We start from the raw sequence: 14,711 nt of genomic DNA, 5'->3' as shown, positions 1-14,711 counted from the left end.
CAGCAAGCTTCCCAAACGCCGGCAAGGGCGGCAATCGCGCGGGTCCGCCCGTCCTATTTGCTGCCGAACAGGGGGTGGCCGACGCGGTCACCGGGGCGGATACCGTACTTCTGCGCCGTTCCCGCCACCACCTCCAGCACGGCCCGGGCGGGCCCCCGGGACGAGATGATCTTCGTCGACAAGGGCTCCGTATTCTCCGCGATCCGCAGGATGCGGCCATCGGCGCGGATGAAGATCATGTCGAGCGAAACGTAAGTGTTCTTCATCCACATCGACACCTCCTGCTCGGGATTGAAGTCGAACAGCATGCCTTTGCCGTCGGCCAGTTCCTTGCGGTACATCAGGCCGGTCTGCTTCTCCTCCTCGGTCGTTGCCATTTCCACCGAGAACACCTGCACGCCGTTCTTGGTGACGATCTCGAGCGGCTGAAAGCTGGCGGCGCCGACAGGCGCGCTCGCGACGGCCCAGCCGGCGATGACGAGGATGGCGGCAAGCCAGCCCTTCAGAGCGGACCAGACGGCCTTTCGATCAAAGTTCATGGGGGTTCTCGAGGCGTGGGACTGGGCCAGTCCTTACGCGGCGGCCGCCGGAAAAGAAAGAGGCGCGCCGGCGGGCCGGCACGCCTCTGCTCACGATCGCGGGAACTGAAGTCTTTAATGCGACTGCAATCCCGGCGATCCGGTCTCGGGATGGATCTCGGCCGCCATCATGCCCTTGGAGCCGGGTCCGAAGCGCACCAGGACATACTGGCCCGGCCTGAGCTCGGTCATGCCGAAGCGGCGCAGCGTCTCCATGTGCACGAAAATGTCGGGCGTACCCTCGCCGCAGGTCAGGAAACCGAAGCCGCGCAGCCGGTTGAACCATTTGACCTGGGCCCGTTCCAGCCCGCTGGTCGGCGTGACCGTGACATGGGTGCGCGGCGGCAGCATCTGCGCCGGATGGATCGCGGTCGACTCGTCCATCGAGACGACGCGAAAGGCCTGGTAACCCTTGGCGCGCTGGATGCATTCGACGACGACGCGGGCACCCTCATAAGCCGTCTGGAAGCCATCGCGTCTAAGCACGGTAACGTGCAGCAGGACGTCCGGCCAGCCATTGTCGGGAACGATGAAGCCGTAGCCTTTGGAGGCGTCGAACCATTTGATGACGCCATGGACCTCGACGAGGTTGGCGCCGGTCTCGCCAAGCCCGCTGAATGGACTGAGCGCGCCCTCGCGGCCGGCGCCGCCATGTTCGCCCGGCGTCATTCGCCCGGGCGAAGTGCCCTGTCCGGGAATTCCAAGCTTCTTGGACTCAAATCCGTCCGACGACCCCATAACCCCGGACCTCACACTGCCATGCTACCCGCCACATTGGCGGCGCTCGAATCACGCGTCTTAAGAGATTGTTCTCAATTCGACGCGACGCGAATCTTTCGACTCAAAAGATAACACTCCCGGTTGCGGCGCATAGACAAAAAAGAGATTCGCCGGAACCTATGAACAGCTTGCACAGCCGCGAATCAAATTGATGCCTCAATTGCCGACAAAGGGCCCGAGAGTCTCGCCGATGTCGTGGTGGATGACGAGGTCGGCGATGTCGTCCTGATCCGTCGGCTCGCGATTGATGATCACAAGACGTGCACCGGCGCGCTTGGCCATCACCGGAAAGCCCGCGGCCGGCCAGACCACGAGCGAGGAACCGATCGCGATGAAGAGATCGCAGGCTTGCGACAGCGCGGTCGCGCGCTGCATCTCGTCGTCCGGCATCATTTGGCCGAAGGAGATCGTGGCGGTTTTCACCGGCTCGTCGCAGGTGGTGCAGTTGGGCGCCGCGCCATTGTCCTCGAAACGGCGCTTCACCCAGTCGAGCTGATATGACTGCCCGCATCCGATGCAGCGCGCATAAGTAGTATTTCCATGAAGTTCAATCACGTGTTCGGGCGCAAAACCCGAGGCCTGGTGCAGATTGTCGATGTTCTGGGTGATGACGGCGGGAACCTTGCCGGCGCGGTAGAGCGAGGCCAGGGCGCGATGGCCGCGGCCGGGCTTCGCCGCAGCAAAGACCTCCTCCATCGCAAAGCGCCGGCGCCAGGATTCGTCCCGCGCCTCCTGGCTCGCAACGAACTCGTCGAACGGGATCGGACGGTTGCGCGTCCAAATTCCACCCGGCGAGCGGAAGTCGGGAATGCCGCACTCGGTCGAGATGCCGGCGCCGGTGAACGGTACGATGGCCCTGGCCTCGGCGATCAGGTCGCCGAGGCGCTCGACGCCGCTCCGAAGATCCGATGCGATCAATCACGCCTCCCGACTCGTTTTGCCTGACAGCAACATGCGCAAGCGGCAAGATCGTTGACGCTCTTATCAAGCGCGAACGCAACGCGCTCGGCAATTTTTCCCGGCCTTGGCTTATCACAATCCTGCAATGCCTCCTCCTCCTCCCCATTGACGCCCCATTCAGGAGCACCAATGGATGTGTTGACGCGACTCAACGTGATTGCGGCGGCAGCGCTTGGGTTCAGATGTGCACATACTCAGGTGTAGAGGGGATTTGACATGACCGAAGACGAGGAACGCAAGGCGCGTGAGCGCGACGAGATCGCCGCCCGTGTCGCCGCCTTCCGTGCCACGCAGGAAAAGTTCAAGCGCGAGCGCGAAGAATATTTCGTCTCGACGCTGGAGAACGCCCGCAAGGTCGAGCGGCCATCGCTCTGGCCGTAGGATCATCGCGCAAGCAAGCGCGAAGCATGCCAATGAAAAAAGCCCGGAGCCTCGCTCCGGGCTTTTCGCTGTTGGCGACTACCAATGGCGATAGTAGTGGCGGCGGTAGTACGGCCCACCGTAATAGGCGTACGGACCCGGTCCGTAATAATAGCTCGGGCCGTCATAATAGCCGTAGCCGGGACCGTAATAGCCATAGGGGTGGGAGGCTGCGACCGCGCCGGCGGTGATCGCGCCGGCGGCAAGGCCGAACGCGAGGCCCGGGCCGATTCCGCGGCCGCGCGCCTCGGCCGGCGCAGGCGCCGCGACTGCCGCCACGCCGACGGCCGCGATGGTGGCCAGGACTGCCAGTGTCTTCTTCATGATGTCCTCCTTCGCGTCTTGCGGAGAGATAACCGCCGGCACCTGCGATGGTTGCGCAATCGGCAGGAACCGACCGCGCTCAAAAAAAGTCGATTCAAAAATATCGATGCAGCGGGAACAAAATCGGCGGACGCGGATTAACTCGTCAAGTGCGAGAGCCTCCGCCATCCGGTAGAGGCAACAGCACCGAAGCCCCGTCAGCATCTCCGCGATGCTGGCGGGGTTTTAGTTTCACGGGAGCAAATGGCAGCAGACCATAATTGCTGCCAGCGGGGCGGACGATCGAGGAGGAAGGTTTGCCGTTATCCGCTTTGCTGGCCCGTATCCGCAAATTGGTTCCCAGATCCGACGATCGGCATTACGACGAGATCGTCCGCAGCTTCGGTGTCGGCACGCTGCGCCCGCCGCCGACGCCGATGAGCGACCGCGAGCTGGCGCAAGCCATCGCCGAGTTCCTGAAGGAGCAGCCGTCGAGCGAATCCGTCGCGGCCCTCGGCCGCCGGCTCGATCCCTCCTCTCCCGTTTGAGTTTCTTTGCAGGAGCATGGAACCGGGATTACGCGCGGACGTTGAGTCCTTTCTCACGCCGAGCGCAAGGAAAGAGGTCCGCCATGCCCGTCTGGCTCGAAGTCTTGCTCAACCTGGCCGGCTATGCCGGCTTCGTGGCGCTCGCCTCGCGCGGCGCCGCCTGCGCGCACGCGCCGGCCGACGATCGCGGCTACCGCGACGAGCGCTAATTGGCGCGCGCCGCTTGGCCTGCCGTGCGCACCAGCCGGTCGGCCTTGACTGCAACGCGCGTGTCCTCGGCCTGCGGCCGCAGCGAGAAGCTGATCACTACGAAAGCGAGACAGAACAGCGTGCCGACGACGGCGACGCGCCGGTAGGTGTTCCGGTCGCCTTGGAAAAAGGACGGCTCTGAAAACGGCATAATGGCAAAACTGCTTCTTGGCGAAGTCGTTTCTTGCTTGTCTTTGCCGGACACCTACCCCAACCCGCAGCAAGCGCAACGCGATTGGGCTTTTAACCTAACTGGATAGGGTCATCGGCATTGGTGCAAGCTATCGTTAGGCACACCAGAGGCGGCACCTCTGCCGCAAGGAGCGGTGCAAGACCGATCGGCTTTGTTCCAGCTTCGACTCCATTTCGTTCTCGAAGAACGAATCGAAGTCGCAAAATTCAGTGCGGAGCGATTCCTAACGATCGATGAAAGCGCGCGCCCCTCACACCGTCGGCGGCAGGACTCATCGCGAGCAAACTCTGCGGCGACAAGCAAGCGCGAGTCGTCAGAACGAGCCCGCTTGCGCGTTGCCGATAGATCAAGCCGCCCGCTTCGGCTTGTCCTTGGAGAAGCATTCAAGGATCTGGATGCGGAGCTCTTCTGCGGCAGGACCCTCGAGCTTCCTGAGCTCGTTCCACAGCCTGATCACTTCGCGTTGCTTTTCGACGGTCATGAGCACCTCCCAATGGTCCACCAAAGGCGGCTCAATACTAGAACAAAAGGAGAACAAAAAGTCCAGCCCCTCGGGAGAGATTTCGTGCTGAACCTTTTCGGCGCGGCAAGGACCCATGGAAGCTGGGGATTTCAGCGCCCAGTCACACGGCAGCGCCGCCTGACGAACATACTCCGTCATCGCGGCGCTGTTGCTTTTTGGAATTTCAACTTTAAGTTACGTGTATCGCTGACGGCCAGGCGCTGAAATTCCAACGCCGTCAGTCAGAAGAGCCTCGCGCGAAAGCGCGGGGTTTTTCTTTGCGAAGCCGGTGATTTTGATAAGCGGGATTGCGGCGACGGAACGAGGCCTCGCCTTCCGCATTGACCGTCCGAAATTCAGCGGGCCGGCGACCGTGCAGCGCAGCCGTTTGGCGCGACAGAAGCCCGCACCGCGAAATGCGTCATCGAGCCGCTAATGATCTGCGAGTTCTGCGAGAACGAAATCTCGATCGGTCTTTCGGTCTGCCCGGCTTGCGGGAAGCCGCAGGGCGCGCCCGGACAGAGCGAGCGGCGCGCGCTGTGGCTTGTCCTGATCGTCGTGGCGGTGTTCGGCATCGCCATCGCCGAGCACCACCTTTTCTTCAGCCATTGATCGTTGCGCCGTCGCAAGAGAGCCCGCCGCAACGACATCGCCGGCGGCTCAGACCGCGTCCTTCGCCACCTTCAACGGCGAGGCCTTGACCGATTTGCTCGCGGGCTTCGCCGCAAACTGCATCGGCTCCTTGGTGAAGGGATTGATGCCCATGCGGGCTTCGGTCGCCGGCTTGTTCACCACCGACATTTTCACGAAGCCGGGAATGACGAACTCGCCGGACTCGTTGAGCTCCTTGTAACCGACCGTCGCCATGTACTCGATCACCGACTTCACGTCGTTCTTCGAAAGCTGCGTGCCCTCGGCAATTGCATCGATCAATTGGGTCTTCGTCATCTTCGCCATGTCTGAATTCCTCTGAATGGGGGCGCGCGCAATTCCTGCTGGGGATGCGGCCGGACCGCGGGGCACGCTGCTGATTCATGCCAGAAGTCATGAAGTGATCGGGCTTAGAACCCATCGAGGCCGAAAACGCAAGCACGGGTTCTCAGGGATGACCGGCCTGCTGTGAACGATGCCGCCGGACATGCCCACTTTCTTTTTTTGAACCATTCGGCTGCTGACGCGTCTTATGATTGAAGTCCCTAAGCTTCACCCCACCAGAGAACCCCGCTTCCCCCAGGGCGGGATTTTCGCTGTTCGAGACTCCAGTTGATCCCACCCGCCGCGTCACCTCCGCGTGAAACCTGTGGCTCCTAAGGGTGTTGTTGACACTTCAGTAACCTAACGCCGCCAAGCTCCCATCAGGTTCGTTGCGTTGGAGTATCCTCACAGTGCTGGATTTTAACGAGCTGCGTGAACTCGCAGCTGATGTTCGTATTTTTGTCGACGTCGCCGAAGACAAGGCCGAAGCGCTCAGAGCCGTGATCGCGGCTTACGACGTGGTGCTGGCGATCTTCCCCACTGAAGAGGGTATGGGCCTCCACGTCATCAAAGGCAGCGAGATCCTGGACAGGATTGCGAAATCGCGGACGCATGCGATGTACAGCCACACGGCGATCGCAGTTCCCGATCTTGCACATGCAGAAGCGCTCAAGTTCCTGACGGTCCCTGTCGATCAACGGATTGCGGCCTAGTCTCCTGCAAGTCTTGCTTTGTCGGCCTCGCCACTCCGCAGCAGAGCGGCGCGTGGTTCACTTCGCCCCGACGGGCCCTCAGGATAAGAGCGGAGTGTGTGGCCGCTGCTTTGGCGGACGCCGACGCCGTTTAGCCTCATCCTGAGGGACCGCGAAGCGGTCGTCTCGAAGGACGAGGCGTGCGCTCAGGTCTTCAAAAGACCAGATGCGATTGCCCTGCTCCCCGACAGGAGATGTCAATAGGCCTCGATGCACGAGCAACGATACGAGGGCATAGCCCCTCACGGAATCTCCGCGGCCTTCCGGCTATCTCCGATCGAAACCGGCTTGTTCAGGAAATACTCGCGGTTGCCTGTCGCGGCCTCCGCATACTGATCGATGGCCACGATGATGGCCTGGACGTGGGCATAGCACCACCCTTCCCGCGTCGCCTTGCGGCGAACGTCCTCGAGCGCGGTCAGGAAGGGCGACAGATCCCTCTCATCGTCGAACCATCGCCTGCTCACCATGTCCTCCCGCCGAGCACCCTGCCCTGGTTGTGATGCGGCTCCGCGCCTTTCAGCGCGTCACGCTGGGCGCAGAGACTTTCGACCTTCGCCTCCATCCGCGACAGTAGCGCTTCGGCCGAAGCCGTCCCGACACCCGCCCGCTGCAGCTGGAGGATCTCCTTCCGCTGCCTGCCGATTTGCATGCGCATCCGTTCGATCTCCCGCCTGAGAAAGTCCAGGTCCGGCATTGTTCGGCCTCGCGAATTTCTAGATATGCCCCATGAGAACAAAAACGGAACGACGAGTCGAGTCCGACGTTGTACGGAAGACGAAAAAGGAGATGTGCAGTGGCCGACAACACCCAGAAGGACCCGAAGGACTGGGTATCCGGCGACGACCCGATGACCGGAGCCCAGGAATCCTACCTCAAGACCTTGGCCGAGCAGGCGCACCAGGACCTGCCCAAGGAGGAGCTGACCAAGGCCGAGGCCTCGGAGCTGATCGACAAGATGCGGCAAAAGGCCGGGCTGGAGGAGTGAGCCGTCCGATTGCAGGAACCCGGCTCCGTGCGTATGCAAACGAAATTGGGAATCGAGAATGCCTTATTTCGTTTGTGCCCGCGACGGAGCGGGCCAGATCATCTTGAAACGAGAGACCCGGGAAGCGGCCGAGAAGAAGGCCGCCGAGCTCCGCGACCTGGGCTATTTCGAGGTCGAGATCGTCGCCAAGGGCGACGAGGAGACGGCGTGATGAGTGGGCACGGTCGGCGGAGTTGGCCGTGCATGATCAAACAAACGCTCCGGCATCGGCTGTTATCAAGGCCCAGCCAATCTGCCCGCAGTGCCGCGAAGCACAGCAACCCTCGCAATCTTTCCATCATTTGAAGCCAGCGCTTCATGCTTCCCTCAGCACCTTAAAGACGCTGAGAATGACGAAAGCGCCCAGACCGTAGGTCAGTGCATTCACGACCCAGGAAATGGCGATGCCGAGGAAGGTGGATCCTCCGACCGCTCCCCGGAAAGAATACGCTGCGGTGATGCCCGGCCACTCAAGCCAAAGAAACGCGAAGTCGGTCAGCGGCTCCAGGACAAGGAGCACCGTCGAGATGAGCGCCCCGATGGCCAATGCGATGACGAGGTGCGTCCTCACGGAGAGCATCAAAGACCCAGCAGGCCGGAGATAACAGGAATGAGGAAAAAGGCGGCGATCCCGAGAAGGAGGCCGACGACAATGCGTGCAGTGCGGCCGTGAATCTTGGTATCGAGCCATGCACAGATGGCCACCGCAGCGTGTCTCAGCCAGCTGCCCACGAGGGCTCTGACGAGATCGAACAGGAGTTCTGCAAGGAATGCGGCCATGGCGTTTGGTCGCCCTCGCCTCTAGCCGGGTTCAAGCTCGTAGGATGGGTAGAGCGAAGCGAAACCCATCGAGAGCCTTGTTGCGTGACGAAACATGATGGGTTTCGCAAGTGCTCTACCCATCCTACGAGCTTTTAGGACCACGGCGGCTCTTCGCTCGCTCCGGGCGCCTCATCATGGATCGTGACACCCGCCGACCGCAACCCGGTCAGCAGTACAGTTCTTACAGAGGCAGCATCAAATCCGATATCCTTGGCATTTGGTGGATGTGCCTCGCTGCCCTTCAATCGGAGCGCCAAGTGCAATTGCTCGCAAAGGTGCTGAACGACGAGATTGACCTGATCGTCTGTCATGATCTGCTTTTCCTGCTACCATTTTGCGATCCAACAAATAGCACACATGGAAATGCGGTGGTACGCGATGGACCGCCCAAAGGATCAACCCCGCGCGGCCAGGAAGGCTCCCAAAATCCATCCACATACGAGAGCAGACTGGAAGTGACTAGCCGGCGACTAGCACGACGCTTTTGGCCCGCAACAGGCCGTGTCGCCGGATTACGGTCAGTGCACTAGGACGTGGATTCATTAACGCGCAGCCAGCCATACCCTGATCGATGCAAGCTGTACGAAGGCAGGGTAGTTAGCGGCGAGCCTGTCGTAGCGCGTTGCCACCCGACGACATTGTTTGATTCTGTTGAAGAACCGCTCGACCTGGTTGCGAGCGCGGTAGAGATAGGGACTGAAGCAGATCGGATCGCTGCGATTGCTTTTCGGTGGAATGTTGGCCCACGCGCCCTTCTTCATGGCAAGCTCTCTGATCCAGTCGGCATCATAGCCACGATCCGCAAGCAGCATCGACCCGGATTTCCAGTCGAGACAGCAGTTTTCCGGCGAGTCGAACGTCATGTGCCTCGCCGGGGCTCAGCGCCAGCCGTACCGGCAGACCATTGCTATCGACCACCGCATGAATTTTGCTCGTCAAGCCGCCGCGTGATCTCCCCATCGACTGGCGCTGGTTTCGTGTGATGCAGGCTCCATGCTGATGCACCCGGACAATGGAGGTGTCGATCATCTGGACAGCGGCATCATGGGCAGCGGCGAGCGCGTCGATGATGCGGCCCCAGACACCAGCCCGCCGCCAGCGGACGAACCGGTTGTAGCAAGTGGTGTATGGGCCAAACGCTTCGGGCAGATCACGCCAAGGTGCCCCGGATCGCAAGACCCAGAAGATGCCATTGAGGACACGTCGGTCGTTTACCCGAGGAACGCCACGCGGCTTGTTCGGCAACATCGGCTTGATGGCAACCCATTCACAATCGGCAAGTTCGTAGCGCATGATTCGAGCCCCAAATATGCGAGTTGAATCATGAGCGTCCGGCCAAACGCAACCTTTTGGCTGGCGATGGTTTGGCGCTTTCAGGTCAAAGCGGACATCAGCTACACGACGACCCCCGCTCAAATCTTCGAAAATGACCCAAGGCGGACGTTAGTCGGACCGTGTGGCCGACTCGTCGATTTTCATGATCGGCTGGCCTCCCTTGATCTGCTGGCCGACGCGGTCACGCACGATTCAAGTTTTGTTTTTGACTTTGGGCAGGCAAATCTCCGCCCACTTGGTCGTTGCCACCGTGCGCGGCGATGAACATGGCGACGGCCGACCGGCAATAGGATTCGATTTCGTTGTCGTCCTCTGCTCTCGCCTCATCGAAGCGTGCGATCATCAGGAGATCGGATCCTTTGAAAAGCGCGGCAAACAAGCGGGCGGACCGGAGAGGGTCGGGCACGTTCAGAAGCGCCTTCGCGTGCAGCTGACGCAACAAGGCCTCGATTTGGCCGATGACATGGGCGGGGCCGGCTTCGTAATGGAGCTTGCTTAACGACTTTTGACTCGTCTTGTCGGCCATGACCATGGCTTCGACACTGCGGACGTCTGATCTCAACAGCGTGCGAAGCAGTGATGATCCCACCGCCATGAGCTGATCTTCGACCGAACCGTCGACGCCTTCAAGAAGCGCCTGTGGTGCAAACAACTGATGGCAGCCGGCCGCGATGGCCGCGCTGAACAGCGCCTCCTTGCTCTCGAAGTGCCGATAGATGCTGAGCTTGGATATCTTCGCCCGCTGGGCGACCTTGTCCAACGTCGTTGCTTGAAAACCCAATTCCACAAAGAGTTCGCTCGCGGCGTCGACGATCGTTTGGCCAAGCGCTTCGTTGGCGGGCCGGCCACGCCGGCCCTGGCTGTTTTCGGTCACGACAATTCCAGTACTTGACAGTATCCTAATTCTTGAATTACGATACCATGAAGTATCCGAATTGTGCAAGCCAACGGGTAGGTTTCGACCTGTCCTCCATCCGGAGCCCATCACCATGGATGACGTGATCATCATCGGCGGCAGCTTCGCCGGCCTCGCCGCCGCCCTGCAACTCGGCCGTGCCCGCCGCAAGGTCACCGTTCTCGATACCGGCCTGCCACGCAACCGCTTCGCCGGCCACTCGCACGGCCTGCTCGGCCACGATCACAAGCCGCCGCTGGACATCCTGGCCGAGGCGCGGCAGCAGCTGGCGCGTTATCCCGCGATCAGGCTGGTGAGTGCCCGGGCCGAAAGTGTCTCCGGCGCCATCGACGATTTCAACGTCATCACTGGCGATGGCGAAAGCCTTGGGGCGCGTCGTCTGATCCTGAGCTATGGCGTGGCCGACCAGATGCCTGATGTTCCGGGCTTTGCCGAAAGCTGGGGCACGTCCATCGTCCCCTGCCCCTATTGCGACGGCTTTGAAGTCGCCGGCCAGCATTGGGGCCTCGTCTGGTCCGGCCCGCAGTCGCACAATCAGGTCAGGCTGTTCCTCGATTGGACCGACAAGTTGACGCTCTTCGCCGATGGTCACGACATTCCGCCCGATATCCAGGCCGATCTGGCGCGCCGCAAGATACCTGTCGTCGATGGCCTGATCGTCGAGATCGCCCATCACAAGGGCCATATCGCCAGCGTCAATCTCGATACCGGCCGCAATGTCGCGGTCGACATCCTGTTCGCCCATCCGCGCAACAAGCCATCCGCAAGCCTGCATGAATCACTGGGCCTCGCCACGGTGGAAACGCCCGTCGGCATCGTCCTCAAGGTGGACGAGCGCCGCCAAACCAACATGCCCGGCATCTACGCCGCCGGCGACCTCACCACGCCCTTCTTGCCCTCGGTCACCCAGGCATCATCGCAGGGCGCGATGGCGGGCATCTTCGCCCAGCAGTCGATGCTGGTTTGAGAGCACAGATTCCCTCCTCCCGAAGTTAGGATCTCCGATGACGGACGACCTCCCCCTTGTGCTCCTCCATGGCTCCGCCACCGGCTCCCACTCCTGGGCCGCGGTCCGCACGGGTCTGGAGGCGCACGGCGCCAGGGTGTTGGCACCCGACATGCTCGGCTACGGACGGTCGCCGACACCGAGCAAGGCGTGGCAGCTAAAGGACGAGATGGCCCACCTGCGCGGCTGGCTGGACATGCAGGGCGTCGGCGCGTTCCACCTCGTCACCCACTCGATCGGGGCCTTTTTCGGACTTCACCTGCGGCTGGCCGTCGGGTCTCGCGTGGCGCGGCTCACGTTGGTCGATCCTGTGGTCGTCAGCGTGCTGCGCGTGCCCGGGGAGGAAGACGCCCTGCGCGAGGTGCAGACCCTCTGCGATCGGTTCATGCGCGCGCTCCCGGATCACGATGCGGCCGCCTGCCTGTTGGTGGAGCACTGGAGCGGCGCCGGCGCGTGGAACGCGCTGGGCGAGAAGGGCCGTGCGCTAGTTGCAGGGCTCACACCGCGGCTGCGGCTCGATATGACCGCCAGCGCAGCCGATCGGACCACGCTCGCCGAGCTCACCTCGACCGCGGTGCCGACCTCGGTGCTCGTCGGAGAGCGAACGTCGGCCGCTCCGCGGTCGGTGAGCCGTCTGCTCGCGGAAGCGTTCGACGCTCGCACGGTCGTTGTCCCGGGGGCTGCACACATGATCCCACTGACCCACCCCGCGGCGGTCGTCGAGGCGATTCACGCCGACATGGTGGCATCGTGAGTCGCGCCGAGCGCTCGCTCGATCCCAGGTGATCGGCCTCGAACAGCCCCGTCAATCAATTCAACACCAATTCTAGGAGTCGCCAGTGAAGTTGTCCGGTCACACCATTCTCGTCACGGGCGGGAGCGCCGGTATCGGTCTCGCGGAAACCTTGACATGAAACACTCCCATCCCATCCTTGTCACCGGTGCCGCTGGCCAAGTTGGCGCGATCGGACCGAGCGTGACGAAGTCTCTGCTGGAGCGCGGGCTGAAGGTGCGCGCCATGGTCCGCCAGGATGACGGCCGGGCGGAATCGCTGAGGGCACTTGGTGCCGAGGTGATCGTCGGAGATCTGTTCGACCTGGACGCGGTGCACCGCGCCGTGGATGGCTGCAAGCGCCTGTACTTCAGCATGTCGGTCAACGAGAAGTATCTCGAGGCTACGACGAACGTGGCGGTGGTTGCCCGACACCATGGCGTCGAAGCATTCGTCAACATGTCGCAGATGACGGTCTCGGAGATGAGCATCCGCGAGACCGCGCGCAGCCCGCAGCACAAACAGCACTGGCTGGCCGAACAGGTCTTGCAGTGGAGCGGCTTGCCGGTGGTCACGATGCGTCCGACCGCCTTCATGGACGCGTTCTTCTGGCGATTTGCCGTTCCGACGGTCACCGCTCAGGACGTGCTGATGTTGCCCTTCGGAGAGGGAAAGACGTCGCCAATCGCCGCCCACGATGTTGCGCGGTGCGTGACAGAGGTGTTGGCCAATCCCGAGTCTCACCTTGGAAAGGTATACGAGCTGACCGGTCCCCGTGCGGAGACGCTTCGCGAGGTCGCCGAAGATTTCACAAGAGTCCTGGGGCGTCCAATCACCTACAAGAACATTCCGTTGGAGCCCTGGCTGGAGAGCCTGCGATCCATTGGCGCATCCGCACACGTGGTCGCGCACTTGGAGTCGATGGCACTGCTGCACCGGGACGGCCGATACGACCGATCCTCGGGCGATGTGGACCTGCTGACTGGTGTGCCGCCGATGTCGATCGAGGACTTCGTGCGCGCGCATCAGAACGACTTTCTGAAGGCAGACGCGCGCAAGCCGTAATCTTTCGCTTGTAGGCCGGATGAAATGCATCATCTCGGAAGTGCCCGGCGGTCGCCGCTGCGCCCAGTGATCGGGTAGCTGGAGGCGGGACCGCTGGAGACGATGCGCGCTTTTGCATCGGACGCTTAGTTAAGAACGAAGCAGAACAAGGATATGTCATGGCACAGCACAATGGCGATCGGGTCGCCGACTGGAATGGCCAAAGCGGGGAGCGCTGGGTCGCCCACCAGGCCCGGCTCGACGCCAGGCTGGCGGTGTTCGGCCAGGCCGCGATCGAAGCCGCCGCGCCCGCGACGGGTGAGCGCGTGCTGGACGTCGGCTGCGGCGCGGGCGCGTCGAGCCTGGCTCTGGCCGCCCGCGTCGGCGCGGGGGGCCAAGTGCTGGGCGTGGACATATCCGAACCACTGATCGCCCGAGCGCGCGCGCTTGCGCCACAGGATACGCCGGCCCGGTTCCGCGTGGCCGACGCGAGCAGCGCCGAGCTGCCCGAGGGGGCGTTCGACATTTTGTTCTCGCGTTTCGGGGTGATGTTCTTCGAAGATCCGACAGGGGCGTTCGCCCATATGCGCCACGCGCTCCAACCGGGCGGCCGGGTCGCATTCGTCTGTTGGCGCGGCGCGGCCGAGAACGATTGGATGCGCCAGCCGATGGGCGCGATCAGAAGCATCGTCCCGCTGACGGCGCCGCCCGATCCCGAAGCGCCCGGTCCATTCTCGTTCGGCGACCCGAGGCGGGTGGGTCGGATCCTGACGGCGGCCGGGTTCACCAATATCGCTATCGCGCCTTTCGATGCTCTTGTCCCGTTTGGCGAGGGCGCGACGCGGGACGCGGCGATCGACGACGCGGTGAAGATGGCGATCGAGGTCGGCCCGCTGTCGCGCGTGCTCGCCGATCAGCCCGACGACATCCGCGCTCGCGCCTCGGCCGCGGTTCGTGCCGCCTTCGCGGGCCGCCCCGGCGAGCGGTCGGTGATGATCAACAGCGCGACGTGGATCGTCACGGCGCGCAATCCGGCAAGCTGAGGGATTAAGAGGGGAAGACGCCCCCGCTCGGTGGCCTTTGGCCGGTCAGCGGGATCAGATGAGGGCGTATCCGCGGTGTCGGAGCAAAGCGATTTATGAGTACGCGCCCTTAAATGCGGGATTACGGTGACTGTGCACTAAACTTTCGGATCTCGCCGTCCGGCTTCGGGCCGCGCTTCGCGCATAATGCCAATTGAGTGCACTGGACTGCACCCCTGAAGTGAGACACGATAATTACAGTGACAGGCATTTCGAGGATGACCTGTGGCAGGACCAGGAAAGAAGCGTCAGTTTCCGACGACTTACAAATTGAAGGCGATCAAGCGGGTTGAGCGGGGCGAAGGCGTCCTTCCTGTGGCCCGCGAGCTTGGGATATCCCGCAAGATTCTTCATGACTGGATCAAAGCCTGGAACGCCGATGGGCCGGACGGTTTGAACCGGAAGCCCGGACCCAAACCTGGCCCCCGCAAGCTCAAGCCGCTAGCA

The 14,711-nt window shown here is 62.2% G+C and carries 26 protein-coding genes; 12 read left to right on the top strand and 14 right to left on the bottom strand.

The features are described 5' to 3' along the window. Positions 1–53: 53 nt before the first annotated feature. From YU9_RS0120435 to YU9_RS0120425, 3 genes are all read right to left on the bottom strand, one after another. A complete protein-coding gene (locus YU9_RS0120435; RefSeq protein ID WP_027574477.1) occupies positions 54–539 on the bottom strand; it encodes a DUF192 domain-containing protein in 486 nt (161 codons plus the stop codon). 114 nt (positions 540–653) lie between these two features. Further along, positions 654–1,247, bottom strand: a complete 594-nt coding sequence (locus YU9_RS0120430; protein ID WP_371259174.1) for a cold-shock protein — start codon at positions 1,245–1,247, stop codon at positions 654–656. A gap of 267 nt (positions 1,248–1,514) precedes the next feature. Next, complete coding sequence (locus YU9_RS0120425; RefSeq protein WP_027574475.1) at positions 1,515–2,276, bottom strand: NAD-dependent protein deacetylase; 762 nt, start codon at positions 2,274–2,276, stop codon at positions 1,515–1,517. A 258-nt stretch (positions 2,277–2,534) separates the two neighbouring features. Between YU9_RS0120425 and YU9_RS49120 the strand changes: the two genes are divergently transcribed. Then, the gene (locus YU9_RS49120) at positions 2,535–2,699 is read left to right on the top strand and encodes a hypothetical protein (protein WP_162832225.1); all 165 of its coding nucleotides are present in this window, start codon (positions 2,535–2,537) and stop codon (positions 2,697–2,699) included. 78 nt (positions 2,700–2,777) lie between these two features. Here YU9_RS49120 and YU9_RS0120415 read toward each other — a convergent pair whose 3' ends face one another. Next, complete coding sequence (locus YU9_RS0120415; protein WP_027574474.1) at positions 2,778–3,062, bottom strand: hypothetical protein; 285 nt, start codon at positions 3,060–3,062, stop codon at positions 2,778–2,780. Between the two features lie 296 nt (positions 3,063–3,358). Here YU9_RS0120415 and YU9_RS0120410 point away from each other — a divergent pair, with 296 nt between their 5' ends. Both YU9_RS0120410 and YU9_RS50795 read left to right on the top strand, forming a co-directional pair. Further along, positions 3,359–3,589 carry a hypothetical protein gene (locus tag YU9_RS0120410; RefSeq protein WP_027574473.1) on the top strand — a complete coding sequence of 77 codons (231 nt, stop codon included), beginning with the start codon at positions 3,359–3,361 and terminating at the stop codon, positions 3,587–3,589. A gap of 83 nt (positions 3,590–3,672) precedes the next feature. Then, a complete protein-coding gene (locus tag YU9_RS50795; RefSeq protein WP_036017661.1) occupies positions 3,673–3,798 on the top strand; it encodes a hypothetical protein in 126 nt (41 codons plus the stop codon). On the opposite strand, the gene YU9_RS0120400 is transcribed toward YU9_RS50795, so the two are convergent. Beyond that, positions 3,795–3,992, bottom strand: coding sequence for a hypothetical protein (locus tag YU9_RS0120400; RefSeq protein ID WP_027574472.1), 198 nt, complete (start codon positions 3,990–3,992; stop codon positions 3,795–3,797). The two genes, YU9_RS50795 and YU9_RS0120400, sit on opposite strands and share 4 nt — an antisense overlap. A 385-nt stretch (positions 3,993–4,377) precedes the next feature. Then, complete coding sequence (locus YU9_RS42030; protein ID WP_036017660.1) at positions 4,378–4,692, bottom strand: hypothetical protein; 315 nt, start codon at positions 4,690–4,692, stop codon at positions 4,378–4,380. A 276-nt stretch (positions 4,693–4,968) separates the two neighbouring features. On the opposite strand from YU9_RS42030, the gene YU9_RS47940 reads away from it, so the two are divergent. Beyond that, positions 4,969–5,145, top strand: coding sequence for a hypothetical protein (locus YU9_RS47940; RefSeq protein ID WP_156952009.1), 177 nt, complete (start codon positions 4,969–4,971; stop codon positions 5,143–5,145). A 48-nt stretch (positions 5,146–5,193) separates the two neighbouring features. Here YU9_RS47940 and YU9_RS0120385 read toward each other — a convergent pair whose 3' ends face one another. After that, on the bottom strand, positions 5,194–5,490 hold the full coding sequence (locus YU9_RS0120385; RefSeq protein WP_008558895.1) for an HU family DNA-binding protein: 297 nt from the start codon (positions 5,488–5,490) through the stop codon (positions 5,194–5,196). 428 nt (positions 5,491–5,918) lie between these two features. On the opposite strand from YU9_RS0120385, the gene YU9_RS0120380 reads away from it, so the two are divergent. Then, positions 5,919–6,221, top strand: a complete 303-nt coding sequence (locus YU9_RS0120380) for a hypothetical protein (protein ID WP_027574471.1) — start codon at positions 5,919–5,921, stop codon at positions 6,219–6,221. 281 nt (positions 6,222–6,502) lie between these two features. Here YU9_RS0120380 and YU9_RS0120375 read toward each other — a convergent pair whose 3' ends face one another. Together YU9_RS0120375 and YU9_RS0120370 are read right to left on the bottom strand one after the other, a co-directional pair. After that, positions 6,503–6,730 (bottom strand): hypothetical protein, encoded by a 228-nt coding sequence (locus YU9_RS0120375; RefSeq protein WP_027574470.1) that lies wholly within the window; start codon positions 6,728–6,730, stop codon positions 6,503–6,505. After that, complete coding sequence (locus YU9_RS0120370) at positions 6,724–6,957, bottom strand: hypothetical protein (protein ID WP_027574469.1); 234 nt, start codon at positions 6,955–6,957, stop codon at positions 6,724–6,726. The genes YU9_RS0120375 and YU9_RS0120370 overlap by 7 nt, the downstream gene beginning before the upstream one ends. A gap of 99 nt (positions 6,958–7,056) precedes the next feature. Here YU9_RS0120370 and YU9_RS0120365 point away from each other — a divergent pair, with 99 nt between their 5' ends. Together YU9_RS0120365 and YU9_RS47935 are read left to right on the top strand one after the other, a co-directional pair. Then, positions 7,057–7,248 (top strand): DUF3072 domain-containing protein, encoded by a 192-nt coding sequence (locus YU9_RS0120365; RefSeq protein ID WP_027574468.1) that lies wholly within the window; start codon positions 7,057–7,059, stop codon positions 7,246–7,248. A gap of 58 nt (positions 7,249–7,306) precedes the next feature. Then, a complete protein-coding gene (locus tag YU9_RS47935) occupies positions 7,307–7,459 on the top strand; it encodes a hypothetical protein (protein WP_156952008.1) in 153 nt (50 codons plus the stop codon). A 144-nt stretch (positions 7,460–7,603) separates the two neighbouring features. On the opposite strand, the gene YU9_RS0120355 is transcribed toward YU9_RS47935, so the two are convergent. The 5 genes from YU9_RS0120355 to YU9_RS0120335 all read right to left on the bottom strand — a co-directional run bounded on the left by YU9_RS0120355 (position 7,604) and on the right by YU9_RS0120335 (position 10,318). Then, on the bottom strand, positions 7,604–7,867 hold the full coding sequence (locus YU9_RS0120355; RefSeq protein WP_027574467.1) for a hypothetical protein: 264 nt from the start codon (positions 7,865–7,867) through the stop codon (positions 7,604–7,606). Then, positions 7,867–8,067: a hypothetical protein gene (locus YU9_RS0120350; RefSeq protein ID WP_027574466.1), complete on the bottom strand. Its 201-nt coding sequence runs from the start codon at positions 8,065–8,067 to the stop codon at positions 7,867–7,869. The genes YU9_RS0120355 and YU9_RS0120350 overlap by 1 nt, the downstream gene beginning before the upstream one ends. 134 nt (positions 8,068–8,201) lie before the next feature. Further along, on the bottom strand, positions 8,202–8,420 hold the full coding sequence (locus YU9_RS42025) for a hypothetical protein (RefSeq protein WP_036017658.1): 219 nt from the start codon (positions 8,418–8,420) through the stop codon (positions 8,202–8,204). A 231-nt stretch (positions 8,421–8,651) separates the two neighbouring features. Beyond that, positions 8,652–9,402, bottom strand: a protein-coding gene (locus YU9_RS45960) for an IS5 family transposase (protein WP_198028275.1) whose coding sequence is annotated in 2 segments (ribosomal slippage) — positions 8,652–8,933 and positions 8,935–9,402 — 750 coding nt in all. Because the reading frame shifts where the segments join, the coding sequence is not laid out codon by codon here. A 223-nt stretch (positions 9,403–9,625) separates the two neighbouring features. Beyond that, complete coding sequence (locus tag YU9_RS0120335; RefSeq protein ID WP_027574464.1) at positions 9,626–10,318, bottom strand: TetR/AcrR family transcriptional regulator; 693 nt, start codon at positions 10,316–10,318, stop codon at positions 9,626–9,628. A 115-nt stretch (positions 10,319–10,433) separates the two neighbouring features. Between YU9_RS0120335 and YU9_RS0120330 the strand changes: the two genes are divergently transcribed. The 5 genes from YU9_RS0120330 to YU9_RS42015 all read left to right on the top strand — a co-directional run. Next, positions 10,434–11,327, top strand: coding sequence for an NAD(P)/FAD-dependent oxidoreductase (locus YU9_RS0120330; RefSeq protein ID WP_027574463.1), 894 nt, complete (start codon positions 10,434–10,436; stop codon positions 11,325–11,327). 37 nt (positions 11,328–11,364) lie between these two features. Continuing rightward, positions 11,365–12,120 (top strand): alpha/beta fold hydrolase, encoded by a 756-nt coding sequence (locus tag YU9_RS0120325; RefSeq protein WP_027574462.1) that lies wholly within the window; start codon positions 11,365–11,367, stop codon positions 12,118–12,120. A 156-nt stretch (positions 12,121–12,276) separates the two neighbouring features. Next, positions 12,277–13,203 (top strand): NmrA family NAD(P)-binding protein, encoded by a 927-nt coding sequence (locus YU9_RS0120320; RefSeq protein ID WP_036017656.1) that lies wholly within the window; start codon positions 12,277–12,279, stop codon positions 13,201–13,203. A gap of 158 nt (positions 13,204–13,361) precedes the next feature. Beyond that, complete coding sequence (locus YU9_RS0120315; protein ID WP_027574460.1) at positions 13,362–14,225, top strand: class I SAM-dependent methyltransferase; 864 nt, start codon at positions 13,362–13,364, stop codon at positions 14,223–14,225. Positions 14,226–14,489: 264 nt separating this feature from the next. Next, a partial coding sequence (locus YU9_RS42015) for a helix-turn-helix domain-containing protein (protein WP_036017669.1) occupies positions 14,490–14,711 on the top strand: 222 nt, incomplete at its 3' end.

Origin of the sequence: Bradyrhizobium sp. WSM1743, assembly GCF_000473065.1 — a bacterium.
Taxonomy (GTDB): domain Bacteria; phylum Pseudomonadota; class Alphaproteobacteria; order Rhizobiales; family Xanthobacteraceae; genus Bradyrhizobium.
This window is presented reverse-complemented; position numbering and strand designations above follow the sequence as displayed.